The sequence below is a fragment of the Pseudomonas sp. genome (assembly GCF_035554175.1).
Taxonomy (GTDB): domain Bacteria; phylum Pseudomonadota; class Gammaproteobacteria; order Pseudomonadales; family Pseudomonadaceae; genus Aquipseudomonas.
This window is the reverse complement of the sequence record NZ_DATMIV010000007.1, coordinates 20794-40307: the sequence shown is the minus strand read 5'-3', so window position 1 is coordinate 40307 and position 19514 is coordinate 20794. Positions and strand designations below refer to the sequence as shown.

At 60.9% G+C, this 19514-nt stretch carries 19 protein-coding genes; 11 read left to right on the top strand and 8 right to left on the bottom strand.

The genetic code is table 11. The annotated features are described in order from the left end of the window. Positions 1-235 precede the first annotated feature (235 nt). From VNV36_RS02885 to VNV36_RS02840, 10 genes are all read left to right on the top strand, one after another. Positions 236-1210, top strand: a complete 975-nt coding sequence (locus tag VNV36_RS02885; RefSeq protein WP_325716062.1) for a KpsF/GutQ family sugar-phosphate isomerase — start codon at positions 236-238, stop codon at positions 1208-1210. Then, positions 1210-1734, top strand: coding sequence for a KdsC family phosphatase (locus tag VNV36_RS02880; protein ID WP_042608755.1), 525 nt, complete (start codon positions 1210-1212; stop codon positions 1732-1734). Before VNV36_RS02885 ends, VNV36_RS02880 begins: the two co-directional genes overlap by 1 nt. 8 nt (positions 1735-1742) lie before the next feature. Further along, positions 1743-2315, top strand: a complete 573-nt coding sequence (gene lptC, locus VNV36_RS02875) for an LPS export ABC transporter periplasmic protein LptC (protein ID WP_186547260.1) — start codon at positions 1743-1745, stop codon at positions 2313-2315. Continuing rightward, positions 2302-2847, top strand: coding sequence for a lipopolysaccharide transport periplasmic protein LptA (gene lptA, locus VNV36_RS02870; RefSeq protein WP_325716056.1), 546 nt, complete (start codon positions 2302-2304; stop codon positions 2845-2847). The genes lptC and lptA overlap by 14 nt, the downstream gene beginning before the upstream one ends. Then, on the top strand, positions 2847-3572 hold the full coding sequence (lptB, locus tag VNV36_RS02865) for an LPS export ABC transporter ATP-binding protein (protein WP_008085069.1): 726 nt from the start codon (positions 2847-2849) through the stop codon (positions 3570-3572). The genes lptA and lptB overlap by 1 nt, the downstream gene beginning before the upstream one ends. A 167-nt stretch (positions 3573-3739) precedes the next feature. After that, a complete protein-coding gene (locus VNV36_RS02860) occupies positions 3740-5230 on the top strand; it encodes an RNA polymerase factor sigma-54 (RefSeq protein ID WP_325716053.1) in 1491 nt (496 codons plus the stop codon). Between the two features lie 73 nt (positions 5231-5303). Further along, positions 5304-5612 (top strand): ribosome hibernation-promoting factor, HPF/YfiA family, encoded by a 309-nt coding sequence (gene hpf, locus VNV36_RS02855; RefSeq protein WP_325716051.1) that lies wholly within the window; start codon positions 5304-5306, stop codon positions 5610-5612. 12 nt (positions 5613-5624) lie between these two features. After that, on the top strand, positions 5625-6089 hold the full coding sequence (ptsN, locus tag VNV36_RS02850) for a PTS IIA-like nitrogen regulatory protein PtsN (RefSeq protein WP_325716049.1): 465 nt from the start codon (positions 5625-5627) through the stop codon (positions 6087-6089). Positions 6090-6091: 2 nt separating this feature from the next. After that, positions 6092-6949 carry an RNase adapter RapZ gene (rapZ, locus tag VNV36_RS02845; RefSeq protein ID WP_325716047.1) on the top strand — a complete coding sequence of 286 codons (858 nt, stop codon included), beginning with the start codon at positions 6092-6094 and terminating at the stop codon, positions 6947-6949. 15 nt (positions 6950-6964) lie between these two features. Then, positions 6965-7240, top strand: coding sequence for an HPr family phosphocarrier protein (locus VNV36_RS02840; protein WP_325716045.1), 276 nt, complete (start codon positions 6965-6967; stop codon positions 7238-7240). A gap of 108 nt (positions 7241-7348) precedes the next feature. Here VNV36_RS02840 and pmbA read toward each other — a convergent pair whose 3' ends face one another. Then, positions 7349-8695, bottom strand: a complete 1347-nt coding sequence (gene pmbA / locus VNV36_RS02835) for a metalloprotease PmbA (protein WP_042608767.1) — start codon at positions 8693-8695, stop codon at positions 7349-7351. Between the two features lie 108 nt (positions 8696-8803). Here pmbA and yjgA point away from each other — a divergent pair, with 108 nt between their 5' ends. Then, a complete protein-coding gene (gene yjgA / locus VNV36_RS02830) occupies positions 8804-9328 on the top strand; it encodes a ribosome biogenesis factor YjgA (protein WP_042608768.1) in 525 nt (174 codons plus the stop codon). A 105-nt stretch (positions 9329-9433) separates the two neighbouring features. Here the strand turns inward: yjgA and tldD are convergent, their stop codons facing one another. From tldD to mreC, 7 genes are all read right to left on the bottom strand, one after another. Beyond that, entirely contained in the window at positions 9434-10876 is a 1443-nt protein-coding gene (gene tldD, locus VNV36_RS02825; RefSeq protein ID WP_093104683.1) for a metalloprotease TldD, read from the bottom strand. Between the two features lie 4 nt (positions 10877-10880). Next, positions 10881-11741, bottom strand: a complete 861-nt coding sequence (locus VNV36_RS02820) for a carbon-nitrogen hydrolase family protein (protein ID WP_325716040.1) — start codon at positions 11739-11741, stop codon at positions 10881-10883. 145 nt (positions 11742-11886) lie between these two features. Further along, positions 11887-15690: a YhdP family protein gene (locus VNV36_RS02815; protein ID WP_325716038.1), complete on the bottom strand. Its 3804-nt coding sequence runs from the start codon at positions 15688-15690 to the stop codon at positions 11887-11889. 75 nt (positions 15691-15765) lie between these two features. Beyond that, positions 15766-17223 (bottom strand): ribonuclease G, encoded by a 1458-nt coding sequence (rng, locus tag VNV36_RS02810; RefSeq protein WP_325716036.1) that lies wholly within the window; start codon positions 17221-17223, stop codon positions 15766-15768. Positions 17224-17281: 58 nt separating this feature from the next. Further along, positions 17282-17878 carry a Maf family protein gene (locus VNV36_RS02805; protein WP_325716034.1) on the bottom strand — a complete coding sequence of 199 codons (597 nt, stop codon included), beginning with the start codon at positions 17876-17878 and terminating at the stop codon, positions 17282-17284. 37 nt (positions 17879-17915) lie between these two features. After that, the gene (gene mreD / locus VNV36_RS02800; RefSeq protein ID WP_042608773.1) at positions 17916-18407 is read right to left on the bottom strand and encodes a rod shape-determining protein MreD; all 492 of its coding nucleotides are present in this window, start codon (positions 18405-18407) and stop codon (positions 17916-17918) included. Next, the gene (gene mreC, locus VNV36_RS02795; protein ID WP_325716174.1) at positions 18407-19510 is read right to left on the bottom strand and encodes a rod shape-determining protein MreC; all 1104 of its coding nucleotides are present in this window, start codon (positions 19508-19510) and stop codon (positions 18407-18409) included. The genes mreD and mreC overlap by 1 nt, the downstream gene beginning before the upstream one ends. Positions 19511-19514: the final 4 nt, after the last annotated feature.

Below are 19514 nucleotides of genomic sequence, written 5' to 3'. Positions count from 1 at the left end.
AGACTTTCCTCGGAAACACCTGCATCCCGGGCAGGCCGAACTGGCGGCGAACTATATCACTGCAAAGGCGGAGCGCCCAAGCGAGAACCCGGTCGAGATCGCCGTTAGACGAGGGTCGGAGCAACTTTCAGAATGTTTTGGTAACCAGTAATGACAAAGCACGACGAACTTGCGTGAGGCTTTGCCACATAACCGCTATAATCGCCGCCTTTTCATCGGGCCATACGATTCTGACATGAGCAAAACCCGCGACCTGATTCAATCGGCACAACGCACCATCCGCCTCGAAGTGGAAGCCGTCCAAGGCTTGATGGCCCATATCGACGCCGATTTCGTACGCGCTTGCGAGATGATTCTGGCCAGCAAGGGCCGTGTGGTCGTGGTCGGCATGGGCAAATCCGGGCACATTGGCAACAAGATCGCCGCCACCCTGGCCAGCACCGGCACCCCGGCGTTTTTTGTCCATCCGGCCGAAGCCAGCCATGGCGACATGGGCATGATCACCCGCGACGACGTGATTCTGGCCCTGTCGAACTCCGGCTCGACCAATGAAATCGTGACCCTGCTGCCGCTGATAAAACGCCTGGGCATCCAGCTGATCAGCGTTACCGGCAACCCGCAGTCGCCGCTGGCGAAGGCTGCCGAGGTCAATCTCAATGTGCATGTCGAGCACGAAGCCTGCCCGCTGAATCTGGCACCGACGTCCTCGACCACCGCCGCGCTGGTCATGGGCGATGCCCTGGCCGTGGCGTTGCTCGAAGCACGTGGTTTTACTGCCGAAGACTTTGCTTTCTCGCATCCGGGCGGAGCCCTTGGCCGTCGCCTGTTGCTGAAAGTGGAAAACGTCATGCATGCCGGGCAAGAGCTGCCGCAGGTACAGCGCGGCACCCTGCTCAAGGACGCGCTGATGGAAATGACCCGCAAGGGCCTCGGCATGACCGCCATCCTTGAAGCCGATGGCAAGCTCGCCGGGATCTTCACCGACGGCGATCTGCGCCGCACCCTGGATCGCGCCATCGACATCCGCAGCGCCACCATCGACCAGGTGATGACCGCACACGGCAAGACCGCCCGGCCCGAGATGCTCGCCGCCGAAGCCCTGAAAATCATGGAAGACCATCGAATCAACGCATTGGTAGTCGTCGACGAGGAGGATCGCCCGATCGGCGCCTTCAACCTCTCCGATCTGCTGCGCGCGGGAGTCATGTAATGAACAACGATCTGCTGCAACGCGGCAAAGCGATCAAACTGGCAGTCTTCGACGTCGACGGTGTCCTCACCGACGGTCGCCTGTACTTCCTCGAAGACGGCAGCGAGTTCAAGACGTTCAACACCCTCGACGGCCAGGGCATCAAGATGCTGATGAACGCCGGCGTGCAAACCGCGATCATCAGTGGCCGCAAGACCCCGGTGGTCGAGCGTCGCGCGAAGAACCTCGGCATCCCTCACCTGTTTCAGGGGCGCGAGGATAAATTGGTGGTGCTCGACGGTCTGCTGGCACAACTGGGCCTAAGCTATGAAGAAGTCGCCTACCTCGGTGACGATCTGCCAGACTTGCCGGTGATCCGCCGCGTAGGGCTGGGCATGGCGGTGGCCAACGCTGCCGATTTCGTCCGCGAACACGCCCACGGCGTCACCCGCGCCCGTGGCGGCGAAGGTGCCGCCCGCGAATTCTGCGAATTGATCCTGCGCGCTCAGGGCCGCCTCGAAGCGGCCAACGCCGCGTACCTGTGAGCCAGACCATGTTTAGCAAAAAGTTTCGCAACTTCCTGCTGTTCGGCTGCATCGCGGCGATTTTCGCCGCGGTCGGCTATTGGAACATCAGCCCGGAACGCTTTCTCGACAAGCCACCGGTCTCGACCGCCGAGAACCCGATCGACTGGTACGCGACCAACACGCATACCATTCAGTACCTGCCCGACGGCAAGGTGCAGTACGAGATGACCTCCGACAAGGCCGAGCACGTCAAGGCCACCGATGTCACTCTGGTGACCAAGCCTGACTTGAACATGTATCGCGGCACCGACTTCCCGTGGCACGTGACCAGCGAACGCGGCGAAGTGAACTCGGGCGGTACCGAAGTGGAATTGATCGATTCGGTCCGCGTACAGCGCACCGATGAGAAAAACCGCGGCACCCTGATCACCAGCACGCGCATGACCGTGTTCCCGCAGCAGGAATATGCGCAGACTGCGCAACCCGTTAGAATCGAGGGCGCTGGCGGTGTATCGACTGGCGTCGGAATGAAAGCGTACCTGAAGGAAAGCAGGATACACCTGCAATCGAACGTAAGAGGACAGTATGAGGCTCGTTAAAACCCTCCCTATTTTGCTCAGTCTGGGCGCAGCACTGGGAAGCGCGAGCGCCTGGTCCCTGCCGAACGATCAGCAGCAACCTATCCGCATTCAGGCCGACGACGCGCAACTGGACGACAAGAATGGCATCGCTACCTATAAAGGTGACGTGATCATTACCCAGGGCTCGATGATCGTTAAAGGCAACACGGTGACCATGACTCGCGCGCCCAATGGCGATATCGACGTGGTGACCTCGGTGGGCAACCTGGCTTACTTCGAGCAGTTGCAGACCCAGGGCGATGCCAAGCCTGTTCAAGGCTACGGTGTGACGATTCAATACCTCGCTCAGCAAAACCGCGTGGTGCTGATCGACAAGGCCAAAGTCGTCGACAAAGACGGCAACGTCACCCAAGGCGAAAAAATCGTCTATGACACCGTGAAGAAACTGGCCAGCGCCGGTCGCGCCACGGGCAGCAAGGTCACCGAAGCGCGTCCGCGCATCGACATGGTGATCCAGCCGAAGAAGAAAACCGACGAGAAACCCCAGTAATGGCAACTCTGAAAGCTCAGCACCTGGCCAAGGCCTATAAAAGCCGCCAGGTCGTGCGGGACGTCAGCCTGTCGATCGACAGCGGGCAGATCGTCGGTCTGCTTGGCCCGAACGGCGCCGGCAAGACCACCTGCTTCTACATGATCGTCGGCCTGGTGCAGGCAGATCAGGGCCGTGTGCTGATCGATGATCTGGACGTCAGCCACCAGCCGATGCATGGTCGCGCCAAGGCCGGTATCGGTTATCTGCCGCAAGAAGCGTCGATCTTCCGCAAACTGTCGGTGGCCGACAACATCATGGCGATCCTCGAGACCCGTCAGGAACTCGACAAGGCCGGCCGTCGCAAGGAGCTGGAAAGCCTGCTGCAGGAATTCCACATCAGCCATATCCGCGACAACCTGGGGATGAGCCTGTCCGGTGGTGAGCGCCGCCGGGTGGAAATCGCCCGTGCGCTGGCCACGGCGCCGAAATTCATCCTGCTCGACGAGCCGTTTGCCGGCGTCGACCCGATCTCCGTCGGCGACATCAAACAGATCATCCATCACCTCAAGGCCAAGGGCATCGGTGTGTTGATCACCGACCACAACGTCCGTGAAACCCTGGATATCTGCGAAACCGCTTACATCGTCAACGACGGTCAATTGATCGCTGAAGGCGATGCCGAGACCATCCTGGCCAACGATCTGGTCAAGGAAGTTTATCTGGGTCACGAGTTCCGCCTGTAAGCGCGACAGCGCTGTATCGATTCAAGCAGCATTTAATCCGCTTTAATTGTTACAGCGCTCTAGGCAAACACTTCAGTTTCAGGCATATAATTTGCTTAAGTTTGGCGCTTCGGCGCCCTGTAGTGGATGGCGCAAAGCGCCGGCGAATAAGGTGTTAAGCCCCTGCCATGAAACCATCGCTAGTCTTGAGAATGGGCCAGCAGCTGACGATGACACCGCAGCTGCAACAGGCCATCCGCCTGCTCCAATTGTCGACCCTGGACCTGCAACAGGAAATCCAGGAGGCCCTGGAATCCAACCCGATGCTCGAACGCCAGGAAGACGGCGACGACTTCGATAATGCCGATCCCCTGGCCGACAGCGCCGAACAGAAGCCGGCCGAAATTCAGGAACCTTCCTACCAGGAAGCCGCCCCGACGGTGGACAACCTCGAGGATGGCGAATGGAACGAGCGCATCCCCAACGAACTGCCGGTGGATACCGCTTGGGAAGATGTCTATCAGACCAGCGCCAGCAGCCTGCCCAGCAGTGATGACGACGAGTGGGATTTCACCACCCGCACCTCCGCCGGGGAGAGCCTGCAGAGCCATCTGTTGTGGCAACTGAACCTGGCGCCGATGTCCGACACTGACCGACTGATCGCCGTTACCCTGATCGACTGCATCAACAATCAGGGTTATCTGGACGAAACGCTCGAAGAGATTCTTGAAGCGTTCGATCCGGAACTGGACATCGAACTCGACGAAATCGAAGCCGTCCTGCACCGCATCCAGCAATTCGAACCCGCCGGCGTAGGCGCGCGCAACCTCAGCGAATGCCTGCTGCTGCAACTGCGCCAGTTGCCGGCGAAGACCCCATGGCTGATCGAAGCCAAACGACTGGTCACCGATTACATCGACCTGCTGGGCAGCCGCGACTACAGCCAGTTGATGCGGCGCATGAAACTCAAGGAAGACGAGCTGCGCCAGGTCATCGAGCTGGTGCAGAGTCTCAATCCGCGTCCCGGCTCGCAGATCGAGTCGACCGAAGCCGAATACGTCATTCCCGATGTAATCGTACGCAAGGACAACGAGCGCTGGCTGGTCGAGCTGAACCAGGAATCGGTGCCACGTCTGCGCGTCAACGCCCAGTACGCCGGTTTCGTGAAGCGCGCCGACACCAGCGCCGACAACACTTTCATGCGCAATCAGTTGCAGGAGGCCCGCTGGTTCATCAAAAGCCTGCAGAGCCGCAACGAAACCCTGATGAAAGTGGCCACGCAGATCGTCGAACACCAGCGCGGTTTTCTGGAATACGGCGACGAAGCCATGAAGCCGTTGGTACTGCATGACATCGCCGAAGCGGTCGGCATGCACGAATCGACGATTTCCCGGGTGACCACACAGAAATTCATGCATACCCCGCGCGGTATTTATGAGCTGAAATACTTTTTCTCCAGCCACGTCAGCACCTCCGAAGGCGGCGAATGCTCGTCCACGGCGATCCGCGCGATCATCAAGAAACTGGTCGCTGCGGAAAATCAGAAAAAGCCGTTGAGTGACAGCAAGATCGCTGGTTTACTGGAGGCACAAGGCATTCAGGTGGCTCGCCGCACGGTCGCCAAGTACCGCGAATCTCTCGGGATCGCGCCTTCGAGCGAACGCAAGCGGTTGATGTAAGCCACGTTACAGCGTTCCAGTGGCAGGCTTTTCGGCCTGCCGCTTTATGCACTGGCAACGAAGGAGAAGCTGTATGCAAGTCAACATCAGTGGACACCAACTGGAAGTGACCCAACCTCTGCGTTCCTACATCGAGGAAAAACTCCAACGACTGGAGCGACATTTCGACAAGATCACCAACGTGCAAGTCACGATGTGTGTCGAAAAGCTGAAGCAGAAGATCGAAGCCACCTTGCATATCCCCGGCAACGAAGTGGTCGCCAACGCAGAAGATACTGACATGTACGCTGCGATCGACTCACTCACCGACAAGCTGGATCGCCAACTCAAAAAGCATAAGGAAAAGACCCAGAGCCTCCTTCAGGGCGCGACCGGTCGTTAACACCCCTATCCCATGATCCGACTTGAAACCATCCTGACCCCCGGCCGTTCCCAAGTGAACGCGCCGGGCGGCAGCAAGAAAAAAGCCCTCGAACAGATTGCCAACCTGATCCACCGCGAAGTGCCGGATCTGGTTATGCAGGATGTCTTCGAGGCGCTGATCGCCCGTGAAAAACTTGGTTCTACGGGTTTTGGCAACGGCATCGCCATTCCGCACTGCCGTCTAAAGGGCTGCACAGGCCCGGTGAGTGCCTTGCTGCACCTCGAAGCGCCTATCGATTTCGACGCCATCGACGGCGCCCCGGTTGACCTGCTGTTCGTGTTGCTGGTCCCGGAAGCCGCGACCGATGCGCATCTCGAACTATTGCGTCAGATCGCCAGCATGCTCGATCGCAAGGAAGTGCGTGAAAAGCTGCGCAGCGCTCCGACCAACGAAGCCTTGTACCAGGTAGTACTGGACGAGCAGAACGGGCACTGAACATGCGTTTGATTATCGTCAGTGGCCGTTCGGGCTCCGGCAAGAGTACCGCCCTGAATGTTCTTGAGGACAACGGTTACTACTGCATCGACAACCTGCCGGCCGGTTTGCTGCCGGAACTGGCCGAACGCGCGCTGATTCACACCGAGCTGGCACAACCGTTGGTCGCCGTGTCTATCGATGCGCGCAACTTGCCCAGTCATCTGTCACGTTTCCCGGAATTGCTCGAAGATGTCCGCGCCAAGCACATCCAGTGCGATGTGCTGTATCTGGACGCCGACGAAGAAACCCTGCTCAAGCGTTTTTCCGAGACGCGCCGTCGCCACCCGCTGAGCAACGCCAATCGCTCGCTGGCCGAGGCGATTCAGGATGAAACCGCCCTGCTCGGTCCGATCGCTGATCTGGCCGACCTGAAAATCAACACCACCAACCTGAATCTGTACCAATTGCGCGACACCTTGAAGTTGCGCCTGTTGAATCAGCCGGAGCCCGGCACCGCGTTTCTGGTCGAGTCATTTGGCTTCAAGCGCGGCATGCCGGTCGATGCCGATCTGGTGTTCGATGTTCGCTGCCTGCCCAATCCTTACTGGAAACCGGAATTGCGCGCGCAATCGGGCCTCGATGCCCCCGTGGCCGAATATCTGGCGCAGCAGCCCGATGTCGAAGAAATGTATCAGGACATCTTCGCCTACCTGCACAAGTGGCTGCCGCGCTTCGCCGCCAGCAACCGCGCCTACGTCACCGTTGCCATTGGCTGCACCGGCGGGCATCACCGCTCCGTCTACCTGACCGAACGCCTGGGTCAGGCCCTGCAGAAAACCCTGAAGAACGTCCAGGTTCGCCACCGCGACCTCACCTAAAGGATTCACACCGCGATGCCTGTTCGTGAAATCGAAATCATCAACAAACTGGGTTTGCATGCGCGTGCGTCGGCGAAATTCGTCGGCGTTGCTGGCAAGTTTCCAGAGACCACGATAAGAGTTGGCCGCACAGCCGAGACCACGGTGGATGGTAAAAGCATCATGGCAATGATGATGCTGGCGGCGGGCAAAGGCACCAAAATCCATTTGAGCACTGAAGGCGACCAAGCTGAGGAAGCCATGGAGGCCTTGGTGGAATTGATCAACAACTACTTCGATGAAGGTGGTTGAAAGTCAAAAGCAAAGATCGCCGCCTTCGGCAGCGCGTATGCGAGAACAAAAAAAGGCGCGCCATCCAGATCGGATGGCGCGCCTTCTTTTGCCTGGCTAGATCGCAGTTCAGCTGCCCGCGACAGTCATCCGCTCGATCAACACCGAACCGGTGCGGATGTTGCTGCGCAGTTCCAGGTCGTTACCCACCGCGACAATCTGCTTGAACATGTCGCGCATGTTGCCGGCGATGGTCACTTCCTGCACGGCGAACTGGATTTCGCCGTTCTCGACCCAGAAACCCGCCGCCCCGCGCGAATAATCGCCGGTAACCATATTCAGTCCGTGGCCCATCAGCTCGGTAACCAACAGGCCTCGGCCCATGCGCTTCAACAGCGCTGCCTGATCCTCATCGCCATGGGTGACGAACAGATTGTGCACGCCGCCCGCGTTGGCGGTGCTCGGCATGCCCAGTTTGCGCCCGGAGTAGGTGCCAAGAATGTACGAGACCAGTTCGCCCTTCTCGACGAACGGTTTGGCGTAGGTCGCCAGACCATCGCCATCGTAGGAAGCACTGCCCATGGCGCGCATCAGGTGCGGACGCTCATCAATGGTCAGCCATTCGGGGAACAGCTTCTGCCCCAGCGTGCCCTCCAGAAACGACGATTTGCGATACAGACTGCCACCGGACACCGCCGACAGAAAGCTGCCGAACAGACCGCCCGCCAGCTCAGCGGAAAACAGCACCGGCACTTCGCAGGTCGGTACCGGACGCGCGCCCAGACGGCTCGCCGCCCGTTGCGCTGCACGCTGACCGATGCTCACCGGATCGGCGAGCAAACTGCCCTGGCGATTGACGTCGTACCAGTAATCACGCTGCATCTGGCCGTCGGCTTCAGCGATCATCACGCAACTCAGGCTGTGCCGGGTCGACGCATAACCGCCGATGAAACCGTGGCTGTTGCCGTAAACACGGCAACCCTGATGGGTGCTGAGGGTGGTGCCATCGGCGTTTTTGATACGCGCATCGGCATCGAAAGCCGCTGCCTCGCAGAGCAGGGCCTTTTCGATGGCCTGCTCAGGGGTGATGTCCCATTCGTGAAACAGGTCGAAATCCTGCACGTCCCTGGCCATCAGTGCCGCATCAGCCAGGCCCGAGGCTTCGTCCTCGGAGGTATGTCTGGCGATGGCCAGTGCAGCGGCGACCGTTTCGCGAATCGCCTCAGGGCCAGTGGCCGAGGTGCTGGCCGAGCCTTTGCGCTGGCCGACGTACAGGGTGATGCCAAAGCCTTGATCACGATTGAATTCAACGGTTTCAACCTCACGCTGGCGCACCGAGGTCGACAGCCCCTGCTCCAGCGACACCGCGACTTCACAGGCGCTGGCGCCCTGGCGCTTGGCTTCGGCGATGATCTGCTCCACCTGTTCTTGCAGTGCCGGCAATGCCTGCGGGCCGACGCTTTGAACTGCACTCATGCTCATCTCCACTCAAATTCTGCTTTCGGCTGGGGTCATCGAGCGACCGGGCCGGACAAGCGGCCCCCGACTGGTTATCATGGCGGCGTTTCTTTGCGGACTGCCACCATGGTTGATTCTTACGACGACTCCCTCGATACGGGAGAAAAAAGCAAATCTCAGGTCAAACGCGAGTTGCATGCGCTGGTTGACCTCGGCGAGCGCCTGACCACACTCAAGCCTGATCTGGTCGCCAAACTGCCGTTGACCGACGCCTTGCGCCGCGCACTGGCCGATGCGCCCAAGCACACCGCGAACATCGCGCGTAAACGGCATTTGCAGTTCATCGGCAAACTGATGCGCGACCAGGACACTGACGCGATTCTGATTCTGCTCGATCAACTCGATGCCTCCACTCGCCAGTACAACGAGCGTTTCCATAATCTGGAACGCTGGCGTGATCGCCTGATCGCGGGCGATGACGCCGTGCTGGAGAAATTCGTCGTCGAGTACCCGGACGCCGATCGCCAGCAATTGCGTTCCCTGATCCGACAGGCCCAGCATGAGGTTGCGCAAAACAAACCACCTGCTTCCAGCCGCAAGATCTTCAAATACATCCGCGAGCTGGACGAGACACAACGCGGCCTGCGTTAAACCTCGCCCCCTGTAGGAGCTGCCGAAGGCTGCGATCTTTTGCTTGTGATTTTAAAAAACAAGATCAAAAGATCGCAGCCTTCGGCAGCTCCTACACACGTTCATTTATGCGCCCGTGCCACCCACGGTGATCGCATCGATTTTCAACGTAGGCTGGCCGACACCTACCGGCACCGATTGCCCATCCTTGCCGCACGTGCCCACACCGCTGTCCAGCGCCAGATCGTTACCGACCATCGACACCCGGCTCATCGCTTCGGGGCCGTTGCCTATCAAGGTCGCGCCTTTGACCGGCGCGGTGATCTTGCCGTCCTCGATCAGATAAGCCTCGCTGGTAGAGAACACAAACTTGCCGCTGGTGATGTCGACCTGACCGCCGCCGAGGTTGGCGCAGTAGATGCCCTTCTTCACCGAAGCAATGATTTCCGCCGGATCGCTTTCGCCACCGAGCATGTAAGTGTTGGTCATGCGCGGCATCGGCAGATGCGCATAGGATTCGCGGCGACCGTTACCGGTGCGGGCCACGCCCATCAGGCGTGCGTTGAGCTTGTCTTGCATGTAGCCCTTGAGGACGCCGTTTTCGATCAGCGTGGTGCACTCGGTCGGCGTGCCTTCGTCATCGACACTCAGCGAACCGCGCCGGCCGCTCAAGGTGCCGTCGTCGACGATGGTGCAGAGTTTCGACGCAACCATCTCGCCCATGCGCCCGCTGTAGGCGGAACTGCCTTTGCGGTTGAAGTCGCCTTCCAGACCGTGACCGACCGCTTCGTGCAGCAGCACGCCGGACCAGCCGGAACCGAGTACCACCGGCAAGGTACCGGCCGGGGCCGGAATCGCTTCCAGATTGACCAGCGCCTGACGCAGTGCTTCACGGGCATAGCCCATGGCGCGGTCTTCGGCGAGGAAATAACGGTAATCGGTACGTCCGCCGCCGCCATGTCCGCCACGTTCGCGACGGCCGTTCTGTTCGACGATGACGCTGACGTTGAAGCGCACCAGTGGACGCACATCGGCGGCCAGGCCACCGTCGGTGGACGCGACCAGAATCCGCTCCCAGACACCGGCCATGCTCACGCTGACCTGTTGGATGCGCGGGTCGAGGGCGCGGGTGGCGACGTCGATGCGTTTGAGCAGCTCGACTTTTTCGGCGCGGCTCAGCACTTCCAGCGGGTTATCCGGCGCATACAACTGCGCGACATCCTGGGTGCTGAACGCCTGCACCGTGCCGTTCTGCCCGGCGCGGGAGATTGAACGCGCAGCACGGGCCGCAGCACCGAGGGCCTCAAGGGTGATCGCGTTACTGTAGGCAAAACCGGTCTTCTCACCGGACTGCGCACGCACGCCGACCCCTTGGTCGAGGTTGAAACTGCCTTCCTTGACGATGCCGTCTTCCAGCGCCCACGACTCGGAGATCTGGCCCTGAAAATACAGGTCGGCGGCATCGATGCCCGGCCCGGCCAGATCGCCGAGCACGCCTTGCAGGCTCTCGATCGTCACACCGCCGGGTGCCAACAGGTGATCACTGACTGAGGACAACAACTCGCTCATAGGTTTACGCCTTAAATTCGTGTTCTGAAGCAGGCCGCTGGGCGCCCTGCGAGAAAAACCGCCGATGACGCGTCACCGGCATGCGCGCCCGGATGGACGCCTGTTCATCGCTGTCGCGTGCGGCCAACAGTACCGCCTCGCCTTGATCCTGCTGGGCCAGTACGCGCCCCCACGGATCGACGATCGCCGCATGCCCGAAGGTATCGCGCGGCCCCGGATGGCTGCCGCCCTGTGCGGCCGCCAGCACATAACATTGTGTTTCGATGGCCCGCGCACGGATCAGTACATCCCAATGCGCAGCGCCGGTCACGGCAGTAAACGCCGACGGTGCGGTAATCAACTCGGCCCCGGCGGCGCGCAATTCGCTGTACAGCTCCGGGAAGCGCAAGTCGTAACACACGCTCAGACCGACGCGGCCTACCGGCGTATCGGCGACCACTACGCCAGTGCCATAAGCATAGTCATCGGATTCGCGGTACCGGCCGCGATTGTCCGCGACATCGACATCGAACAGGTGCAGCTTGTCATAGCGCGCGACGATCTCGCCGTGGTCGTTGACCAACAGCGAGCAGGCATTGGCTTTGGCCGTGGGCTGACCCTGCGGCGGCAACGGTAATGTGCCGGCGACTATCCATAAGGTGAGGTCGCGGGCGGTCTGTTTCAACCACGGCAGGATCGGCCCTTCGCCCAGGGCTTCGGCGCGGCCGATGGCGGCGACGTCGCGACGGCCCATGGCAGCGAAGTTTTCCGGCAGCACCGCGAGTTTCGCCCCGGCGGCGGCCGCCTGTTCGAGCAGGCGCCGGGCCTGGGCCAGATTGGCCAGCACGTCACTCTGGCTGACCATTTGAATCACCGCGAAAGACATGGCAGCTCCTCGGGATTTACGCAGAACTGTGTAGGAGCTGCCGAAGGCTGCGATCTTTTGATCTTGATCTTCAAAAACAAGATCAAAAGATCGTCCGATCGCGGCCCGAGCCTTCGGCAGCTCCTACCGGGGTAGTGTCTGCTAGTTAAAAAGGCTTGTCGAAGGTGATTTTCGGTTCTTTCCATGGGCCTTTGACGGTGTACTTGACGCTGGCGAAGCGCGCCACGCGATCACCGATCAGTTTATCGATGAGGAACAGTGCACCGCCGACCGCCGGTGCGCCGACGATCAGCGCGGCGATTGGCAGGTTGTTGGTCACCGGCAAGGTCACCAGCAATTTTGCATCGACCTTGTCGTCGACCAGATCCAGCGTGCCGTCCAGTTCAAGGTTGCTCGAAGGCCCGGTCAGGCGAATCGGCTCACGGGTGACATAGACGCCATTGTTCGCCACCAGCAGACCTTTGACCCGGTCGTAGCTCAAGCCTTTGCCGAACAGGTCGGAGAAGTCCAGCCGCAGACGCCGGCCGATCGAGTTGAAGTTGAGCAGACCGAACACCCGCAGCGCCTGGGCACCGCCCTCCACTTCGACGAACTGGCCCTTGTTCAGCGAGGCATCGAGGGTGCCGGAGAAGCGCTTGGTCGCCAGCCACGCCGGCGAACCCGGCCAGCGTCCGTCGACGTCCATATGGAATTCTTCGCTGGTCACGCTCGGCGCAAACCCCCAGCCCTTGAGCACGTCAGCCAGATTCTTGCCACCAATGCGGCCCTTGTACCAACTGCTGGTCGAACCCGGCGTGCCTTCCCAGCCGCCGTTGCCTTGCAGGAGGATGCCCTTGAGGCCCATGTCGAGGTTGTTCAGCGCGATGCCTTTGGCGGTCGGCCTTATTTTCAGCGACCAGCCACCGACCAGATCCGGGCCAAGGAACAATTGGTTGAGGGTGATATCCAGCGCTGGAATTTTCGTCGGGTCGACCGACGCCAGCGGATCAGGCGCGTTCTCGTCAGCCTGCACTGCCGGGTCCGGCGCCGGCAGCTTCACGTATTGCAGATTCACCGCAATCGGCACGCCCTTGGCATCCGGCAGGCTGGCGGTGCCCTTGGCCTGTTGACTGTCGAGCGCCAGATTCCACGCGCCGGGCTTGCGATTGATCTGTACCGAGGCCTGATCCAGGGTCGTGCCGAACGCGGTGAGTTTGCCGACCTTGAAGTCAGCGCTGCTGAGCAATTGCCTCGCGCTGCCGCCCGGATCCTGCCCGGCATATTTACTGGCCAGGTCCTGCCACGGCGCAACGTCCAGCTCCGACAGCACCCCACGAATCCGCAGGCCCTTGGCGCCGGGCAATACCGCTTCGCCGGCACCGAGAAACAGCTCGCCACGGCCCTCGGCAAAATTGCCCGGCGGTGCGGCAAAGGTGAAATTGGCCAGTTGATCGTAATTGACCCAGTAACGCCGCTCCGGCCCTTGCAAGGTCATGCGGAACACCGTGTCCCGCCCGACATCGGCCGCCATGCCGAACGGCGCCGGCAAGTCGACCGCCACGCCTTTGAGGCTGGAGCTGACCATCAACTGGCTGTCAGCCCCCTCAAGATTGACCTGCAGTTGATAGGGAATCGTCCCGGACACCGGCAACGGCTGCGTCACACCCAACCAGTCGGTGAGCTTTTTGACTTCGACCTGCCCCGCTGCAGCGACGCGGGTCTTGATCTGGTTGGGGCTGCCGTCAGCGAAGATCTGCGCGGTCACCGGTTTATCGAAGGCCCGCGCCGAGATGTTCTGGCCGCTGAGGCCTTTATTGCTGTCGAAGCGGAAATCGCCTTTGAGTTGGCTCAGTTCCAGCGCCGGTTCGGCCAGCTTCAGCCGCGCATTGGCGGTTTTGAAATCGACGAGGATTTTCGGCTGATCGCCCTTGGCCAGAGGAATGTCCAGCTTGAGCTTGCCAGTCAGGTCACCCGCGCCTTCCCACCCGGCAAACGTCTCGCCTGTGCCGATCGGTGCGTCCTGGAGAATCTTCAAGCCGTCGCCCAGACCGCCGGCAAAGGCGCCATCGAGCAGCAAATGAGTGTTCTGCCCGCTCGGCACATGAGGGATATTGACGAACACGTCGCTGACTTGCGTGTCGAGCAACTGGCCTTTGCTGGCCCAGATACGCACGCCGCTGTCTTCGATGAACACGTCGCCGCTGACCTTGCTCACAGGCGGCCAGCCCGGCTGAAACGCCAGTTCAGCATCATGCACCTTGAAAAACAGACTGATACTGCGGTCCGCCTCACCGGCATTCTTGTTCAGCGAGCCCTGATACTGAAAGAAGCCCTGATCCACCGCACCTTTGACGATTGCCGTGCGCAGCCACTCATCCAGCGCCGGGCTCAACACGGCCGGCAGGTATTTAGCGGTATAGCGACCGTCGCCATCGACGAGGCCGACGCGCAGGTCCATGTAATCTTCCTGGCTATGGTCGAAGTGCAGGCGGATCAGGAAATCGCCGGCAATCTTGCCCTCCTCGCCCAGCACCTTCAGGTACGGCGCGATCAGGGTGAAACCATCCTTGTCGAGCTTCCAGGTCAGTCGTGCATTGGCCTGCAGGTACTGCCACGGCTTGGCGAAAATCGGATCGAGGTGCAGAACGAAGTCCTTGCTGTCGAGGCGCAGCTCGCCGCCGTCGAGGTTGCCGCTGAGGCTGCCGCTGACATTCCGCGCCGCCGGAGCACCGTGATACGCATCGAAGCCAACGTTATCGAGGTTGGCGGCAAAGCCGAATTTGTTGCCATCGGTGGCGGTCGGACGGAAGTCCAGCAGCACATTGCGCAAGCCGCCAGTCACCTTCAAACGCTCGACCACCGTGGCGAAACTCTGCGGCAACGGCCCCAGAGCATTGAGCAGCGGGGTGATCGGCGTCAGGTCGAGGCGATCGGCCTGTAAATGCCAGAGCTCTTCAGCCTTGGCACTGGCGCGGGTCTGCTGCACCTGCACCCGCGACTCCCAGCGAGTCTCGCCGAAGCTCATCGCCAGCGAATCGAGGGTGACGCTCGCACCCTCGGCGCTGTTGCGGTAGTAAGCGTTGAGCGCCAGATTGTTGATCTGGATGGGCTTGCGCTCGGCGTAGGCTCCGGTCACTTGAGGCGCGTTCAGGCGTAGCGCTGCGCTTTGCAGGCTGCCTTCAACCCAATCGACCCAGAGTTCGCCGCCAGCCTTGATCTCCGAAAAATTCCACTGCTGGGTCAGGCGTTCGGGCAGCCACTTCGACCAGTCGCTCTGTGGCAGGCTGGCGTAACCCTCGATGGCGCTGTTCTGCCATTGATCGGGACGCAGCCGGGTGCGCAGGTTCAGCGCCACAGGCTGGCCGTCAGGCAAGGTCAGACGCGCGTCGAGGCGCTGGCGGCTGGCGCCGGTGCGCAAATTGAGACCGACATAGGTGAGCGTCATCGGCGGATGATCGAGCGGTTGCAGGGTCACCTGGCTGTCGAGCACCGACAGTTGCCTGATCATCTGCGAGCGCTGGAACAACTGCGCCGGATCGAACGGCTGATCCTTCTGCACCGGCAAACCTTCCAGTGCCCAGCTGCCGTCTTCGGCTTCCTTGAGGCTGATCTTCAAACCGTTGAGTTCGATATGCGCCAGGCGCACTTCGCGGGCGAGCACGCTGGCCCACAGATCCGGCACCACCCGCACGCGGTCCAACCGTAGCGCATTGGCGCCGTCACCGACCATTACGTCATGGGCCAGCAGAATCGGCGCGAAACCGCTCCAGTTGCCTTCCAGCTCGCCGATCTGCAAAGGCATGCCGAGGGCGGCGCTGGCCTTGTCTTCGATGTCGGCGCGGTATTCGGCCACTAGCGGAGTCAGCTCGCGGCCGAGGCTGACGTACAACGCCATCAACACCAGAACCAACGCGCACAGGCCCAGCCCCCAACGGGTGAGTGCGGCCAATATGCGTGTCAGACGGTCCATGTCAGTTGGCTCCCATGGCAAAAATACTGCGAAAAGCTGAGGCCAGCCGCGTTGATTGAAAGGTGAAGCAGGGATTCAGAGCAGCACCACGTCATATTGTTCCTGGGAATACATGGTTTCCACCTGAAAGCGTATGGTGCGACCGATAAACCCTTCAAGCTCGGCGACGTTGCCGGACTCTTCGTCGAGCAGGCGATCAACCACTTTCTGGTTGGCCAGCACCCGGTAACCCTCCGCCTGATAGGCCCGGGCTTCGCGCAGAATCTCGCGGAAGATCTCGTAGCAGACGGTTTCGGCGGTCTTCAGTTTGCCGCGTCCCTGACAGCTGCTGCACGGTTCGCACAGCACCTGTTCGAGACTCTCGCGAGTACGCTTGCGCGTCATCTGCACCAGCCCGAGTTCGGTGATGCCAATGATGTTGGTCTTGGCGTGATCGCGCTCCAGCTGTTTCTCCAGGGTGCGCAAAACCTGACGCTGGTGCTCTTCATCTTCCATGTCGATGAAGTCGATGATGATGATTCCGCCGAGGTTGCGCAGGCGCATCTGCCGGGCAATCGCGGTGGCCGCTTCGAGGTTGGTCTTGAAGATGGTTTCTTCGAGGTTGCGATGGCCGACGAACGCGCCTGTGTTGACGTCGATGGTGGTCATGGCTTCCGCCGGATCGATCACCAGATAACCGCCGGACTTCAGCGGCACCTTGCGCTCCAGCGCCCGCTGGATTTCGTCTTCGACACCGTACAGGTCGAAGATCGGTCGTTCGCCCGGGTAGTGCTCCAGACGATCGGCGATTTCCGGCATCAGTTCGGCAACGAATTGGGTGGTCTTCTGGAACGTTTCCCGGGAGTCGATGCGGATCTTCTCGATCTTCGGATTGACCAGATCGCGCAAGGTGCGCAGGGCCAGGCCGAGGTCTTCGTAGATTACGCTCGGCGCGGCGATGGTCTTGATCTGCTCATTGATCTGGTCCCAGAGGCGGCGCAGGTAGCGGATGTCCATGAGGATTTCGTCAGCGCCCGCGCCTTCAGCGGCCGTGCGCAGAATAAAACCGCCGGCCTCCTTGATGCCTTCTTTGGCCACGCAATCGCTGACCACCTGTTTGAGGCGCTCGCGCTCGGCTTCGTCTTCGATCTTCAGGGAAATGCCGACGTGGGCAGTGCGCGGCATGTACACCAGATAGCGCGAGGGGATCGACAGCTGCGTGGTCAGGCGCGCGCCTTTGGAGCCGATCGGATCCTTGGTGACCTGCACCACCAGACTCTGGCCTTCGTGCACCAGCGAACTGATGCTTTCCACTGCCGGACCTTCGCGCAGGGAGATTTCGGCAGCGTGAATGAAAGCGGCGCGATCGAGGCCGATGTCGACGAATGCCGCCTGCATGCCCGGCAGGACACGGACGATCTTGCCTTTATAGATGTTGCCGACGATCCCGCGTTTCTGCGTGCGCTCGACGTGGACTTCTTGCAGCACACCGTTTTCGACCACCGCCACGCGCGACTCCATCGGCGTGATGTTGATCAGAATCTCTTCACTCATGGCAGGATCTCGTTCAGGCATGTTCACGATAGTGGCCGCATCTGGTTTCGTACGACGCTCAGGGCGTGTTCAGGTTTTGCCAACAGGGTATGCCGAAATGGCCCAACACCTCGCAGGTTTCGCACAGCGGCAGGCCGACCACCGCCGAGTAACTGCCTTCGAGCCCGGCCACGAACACCGCACCCAGGCCCTGAATGCCGTAGCCACCGGCCTTGTCTCGCGGTTCGCCGCTGGCCCAGTAAACGGCCGCTTCGTCCCGGCTGATCGTGCGAAAGCGCACCCGACTGCGTACCACCCGCGACTCGCAGCGCTCGCCTTCGAGCACGGCGATGGCAGTCAGCACTTCGTGTTCGTTGCCGGACAACATCATCAGCATGGCGCATGCATCCGCTTCGTCCACCGGTTTGCCAAGAATTTTGCCGTCGAGCACCACAGCGGTGTCGGCGCCCAGCACGCAGAACGGCTGGTCAGAGACCACCGAGCGGCGACCGGCCTCAGCCTTGCCACGCGCGAGGCGTTCGACATAGGCCGAAGGGGACTCTTCAGGGAGCGGGGTTTCGTCGATATCCGCGCTGATGGCGCAGAACTGCACGCCAATCTGCGTGAGCAGTTCACGGCGACGTGGCGATCCGGAGGCGAGGTAAAGCAGTTTCATCAAAACATCTCCCTGTTCAGTGCCCTGCTTCACCGGCTCAATAAATTCTGTAGCGTCGGCACATTCCGCGTAAGGCAAAGCTGACCCACGGCCAGAGCAAGGCACTGACCAGTGCCGGCAAGACCAACGCCAGGGTTGGCTGGCGGTTGCCGGTCAGGGCACTGAGCCACAGTTGCGCCAATTGCGCGAGGCCGAAGATCACCAGGATCACCAGGCACTGCTGCCACATCGGGAACATGCGCAGACGTTGCTGCAACGACAGTACGAGGAAGGTGATCAGGGTCAGGATCAGCGCGTTCTGCCCGAGCAGGTCGCCTTGCAGGACATCCTCGGCCAGCCCCAGACAGAAAGCCGTGACCATGCCGACCGTGTGCGGCATGTACAACGCCCAGAAGGTCACGAGCAGCGCCAGCCACAGCGGGCGAAGGATTTCCATGAAGATCGGCAATGGTGAAACGCTGAGCAGGATGCCGACGAAGAAGGTCAGCCAGATCATCCAGCCGTTTGCGGATTTTTTCGCGCCGACCATTATTCTCGTCCCCCGGTAGTCGCAGGCGGTTTCGCCGGTGGTTTGCTGGCGGCTGGCGGTTTGACAGCGGCTGGCGCGGCGGCCGGCGGTTTGCTCGTCGCTGGTTTGGCAGGTGTAGCGACAGGTGCTGCTGCTTCAGCGGCCGGCGCAGCGGTAGCGGTGGAAGGCGTGGCAGGCATGATCAACGGTTTCGGCACGCTGGCCGGCAACATCGGGCCGCCGCCGTGAGCATCGAGCTGTTCCTGCGCCTGGGCGGCGTCATTGGCGCGCTCTTCGGCGGTGCGACTGTCGCTGAACACCAGCAGCAAATAGCGGCTGCGGTTCAGGGCGGCGGTCGGCACGGCGCGAACAATGGCGAACGGCTGGCCGGAATCGTGAATGACTTCCTTGACCGTCGCCACCGGATAACCGGCCGGGAAACGCTGGCCGAGCCCGGAACTGACCAGCAGATCGCCTTCCTTGATGTCCGCCGTGTCGGCGACATGGCGCAATTCCAAACGCTCCGGGTTGCCGGTGCCACTGGCAATCGCGCGCAGACCGTTGCGGTTTACCTGCACCGGAATGCTATGTGTGGTGTCGGTCAGCAGCAGGACACGCGAGGTGTAAGGCATCAATTCGACCACCTGGCCCATCAGCCCGCGTGCATCGAGCACCGGTTGACCGAGCACCACGCCGTCGCGCTCACCCTTGTTGATGATGATGCGATGGGTGAAGGGGTTGGGATCCATGCCGATCAACTCGGCCACTTCGACCTTCTCGTTGACCAGCGCGGAAGAGTTGAGCAACTCGCGCAGCCGAACGTTCTGCTCGGTCAGGGCCGCGAGCTTTTGCATGCGTCCCTGCAACAGCAGGTTTTCGGTCTTGAGTTTTTCGTTTTCGGCGACGAGCTCGGTGCGGCTGCCGAACTGGCTGGCGACCCCTTCCCACAAGCGACCGGGCAAGTCAGTGATCCAGTAGGCGTCCATGAGCACCAGCGACGCTTGCTTGCGCGCGGGCTTGAGCAGATCGAAACGCGCATCGACCACCATCAGCGCGACCGCGAGTACGGCCAGCACCAACAGGCGCACGCCCAACGAAGGGCCTTTGGTGAAAAGCGGTTTAATAAGC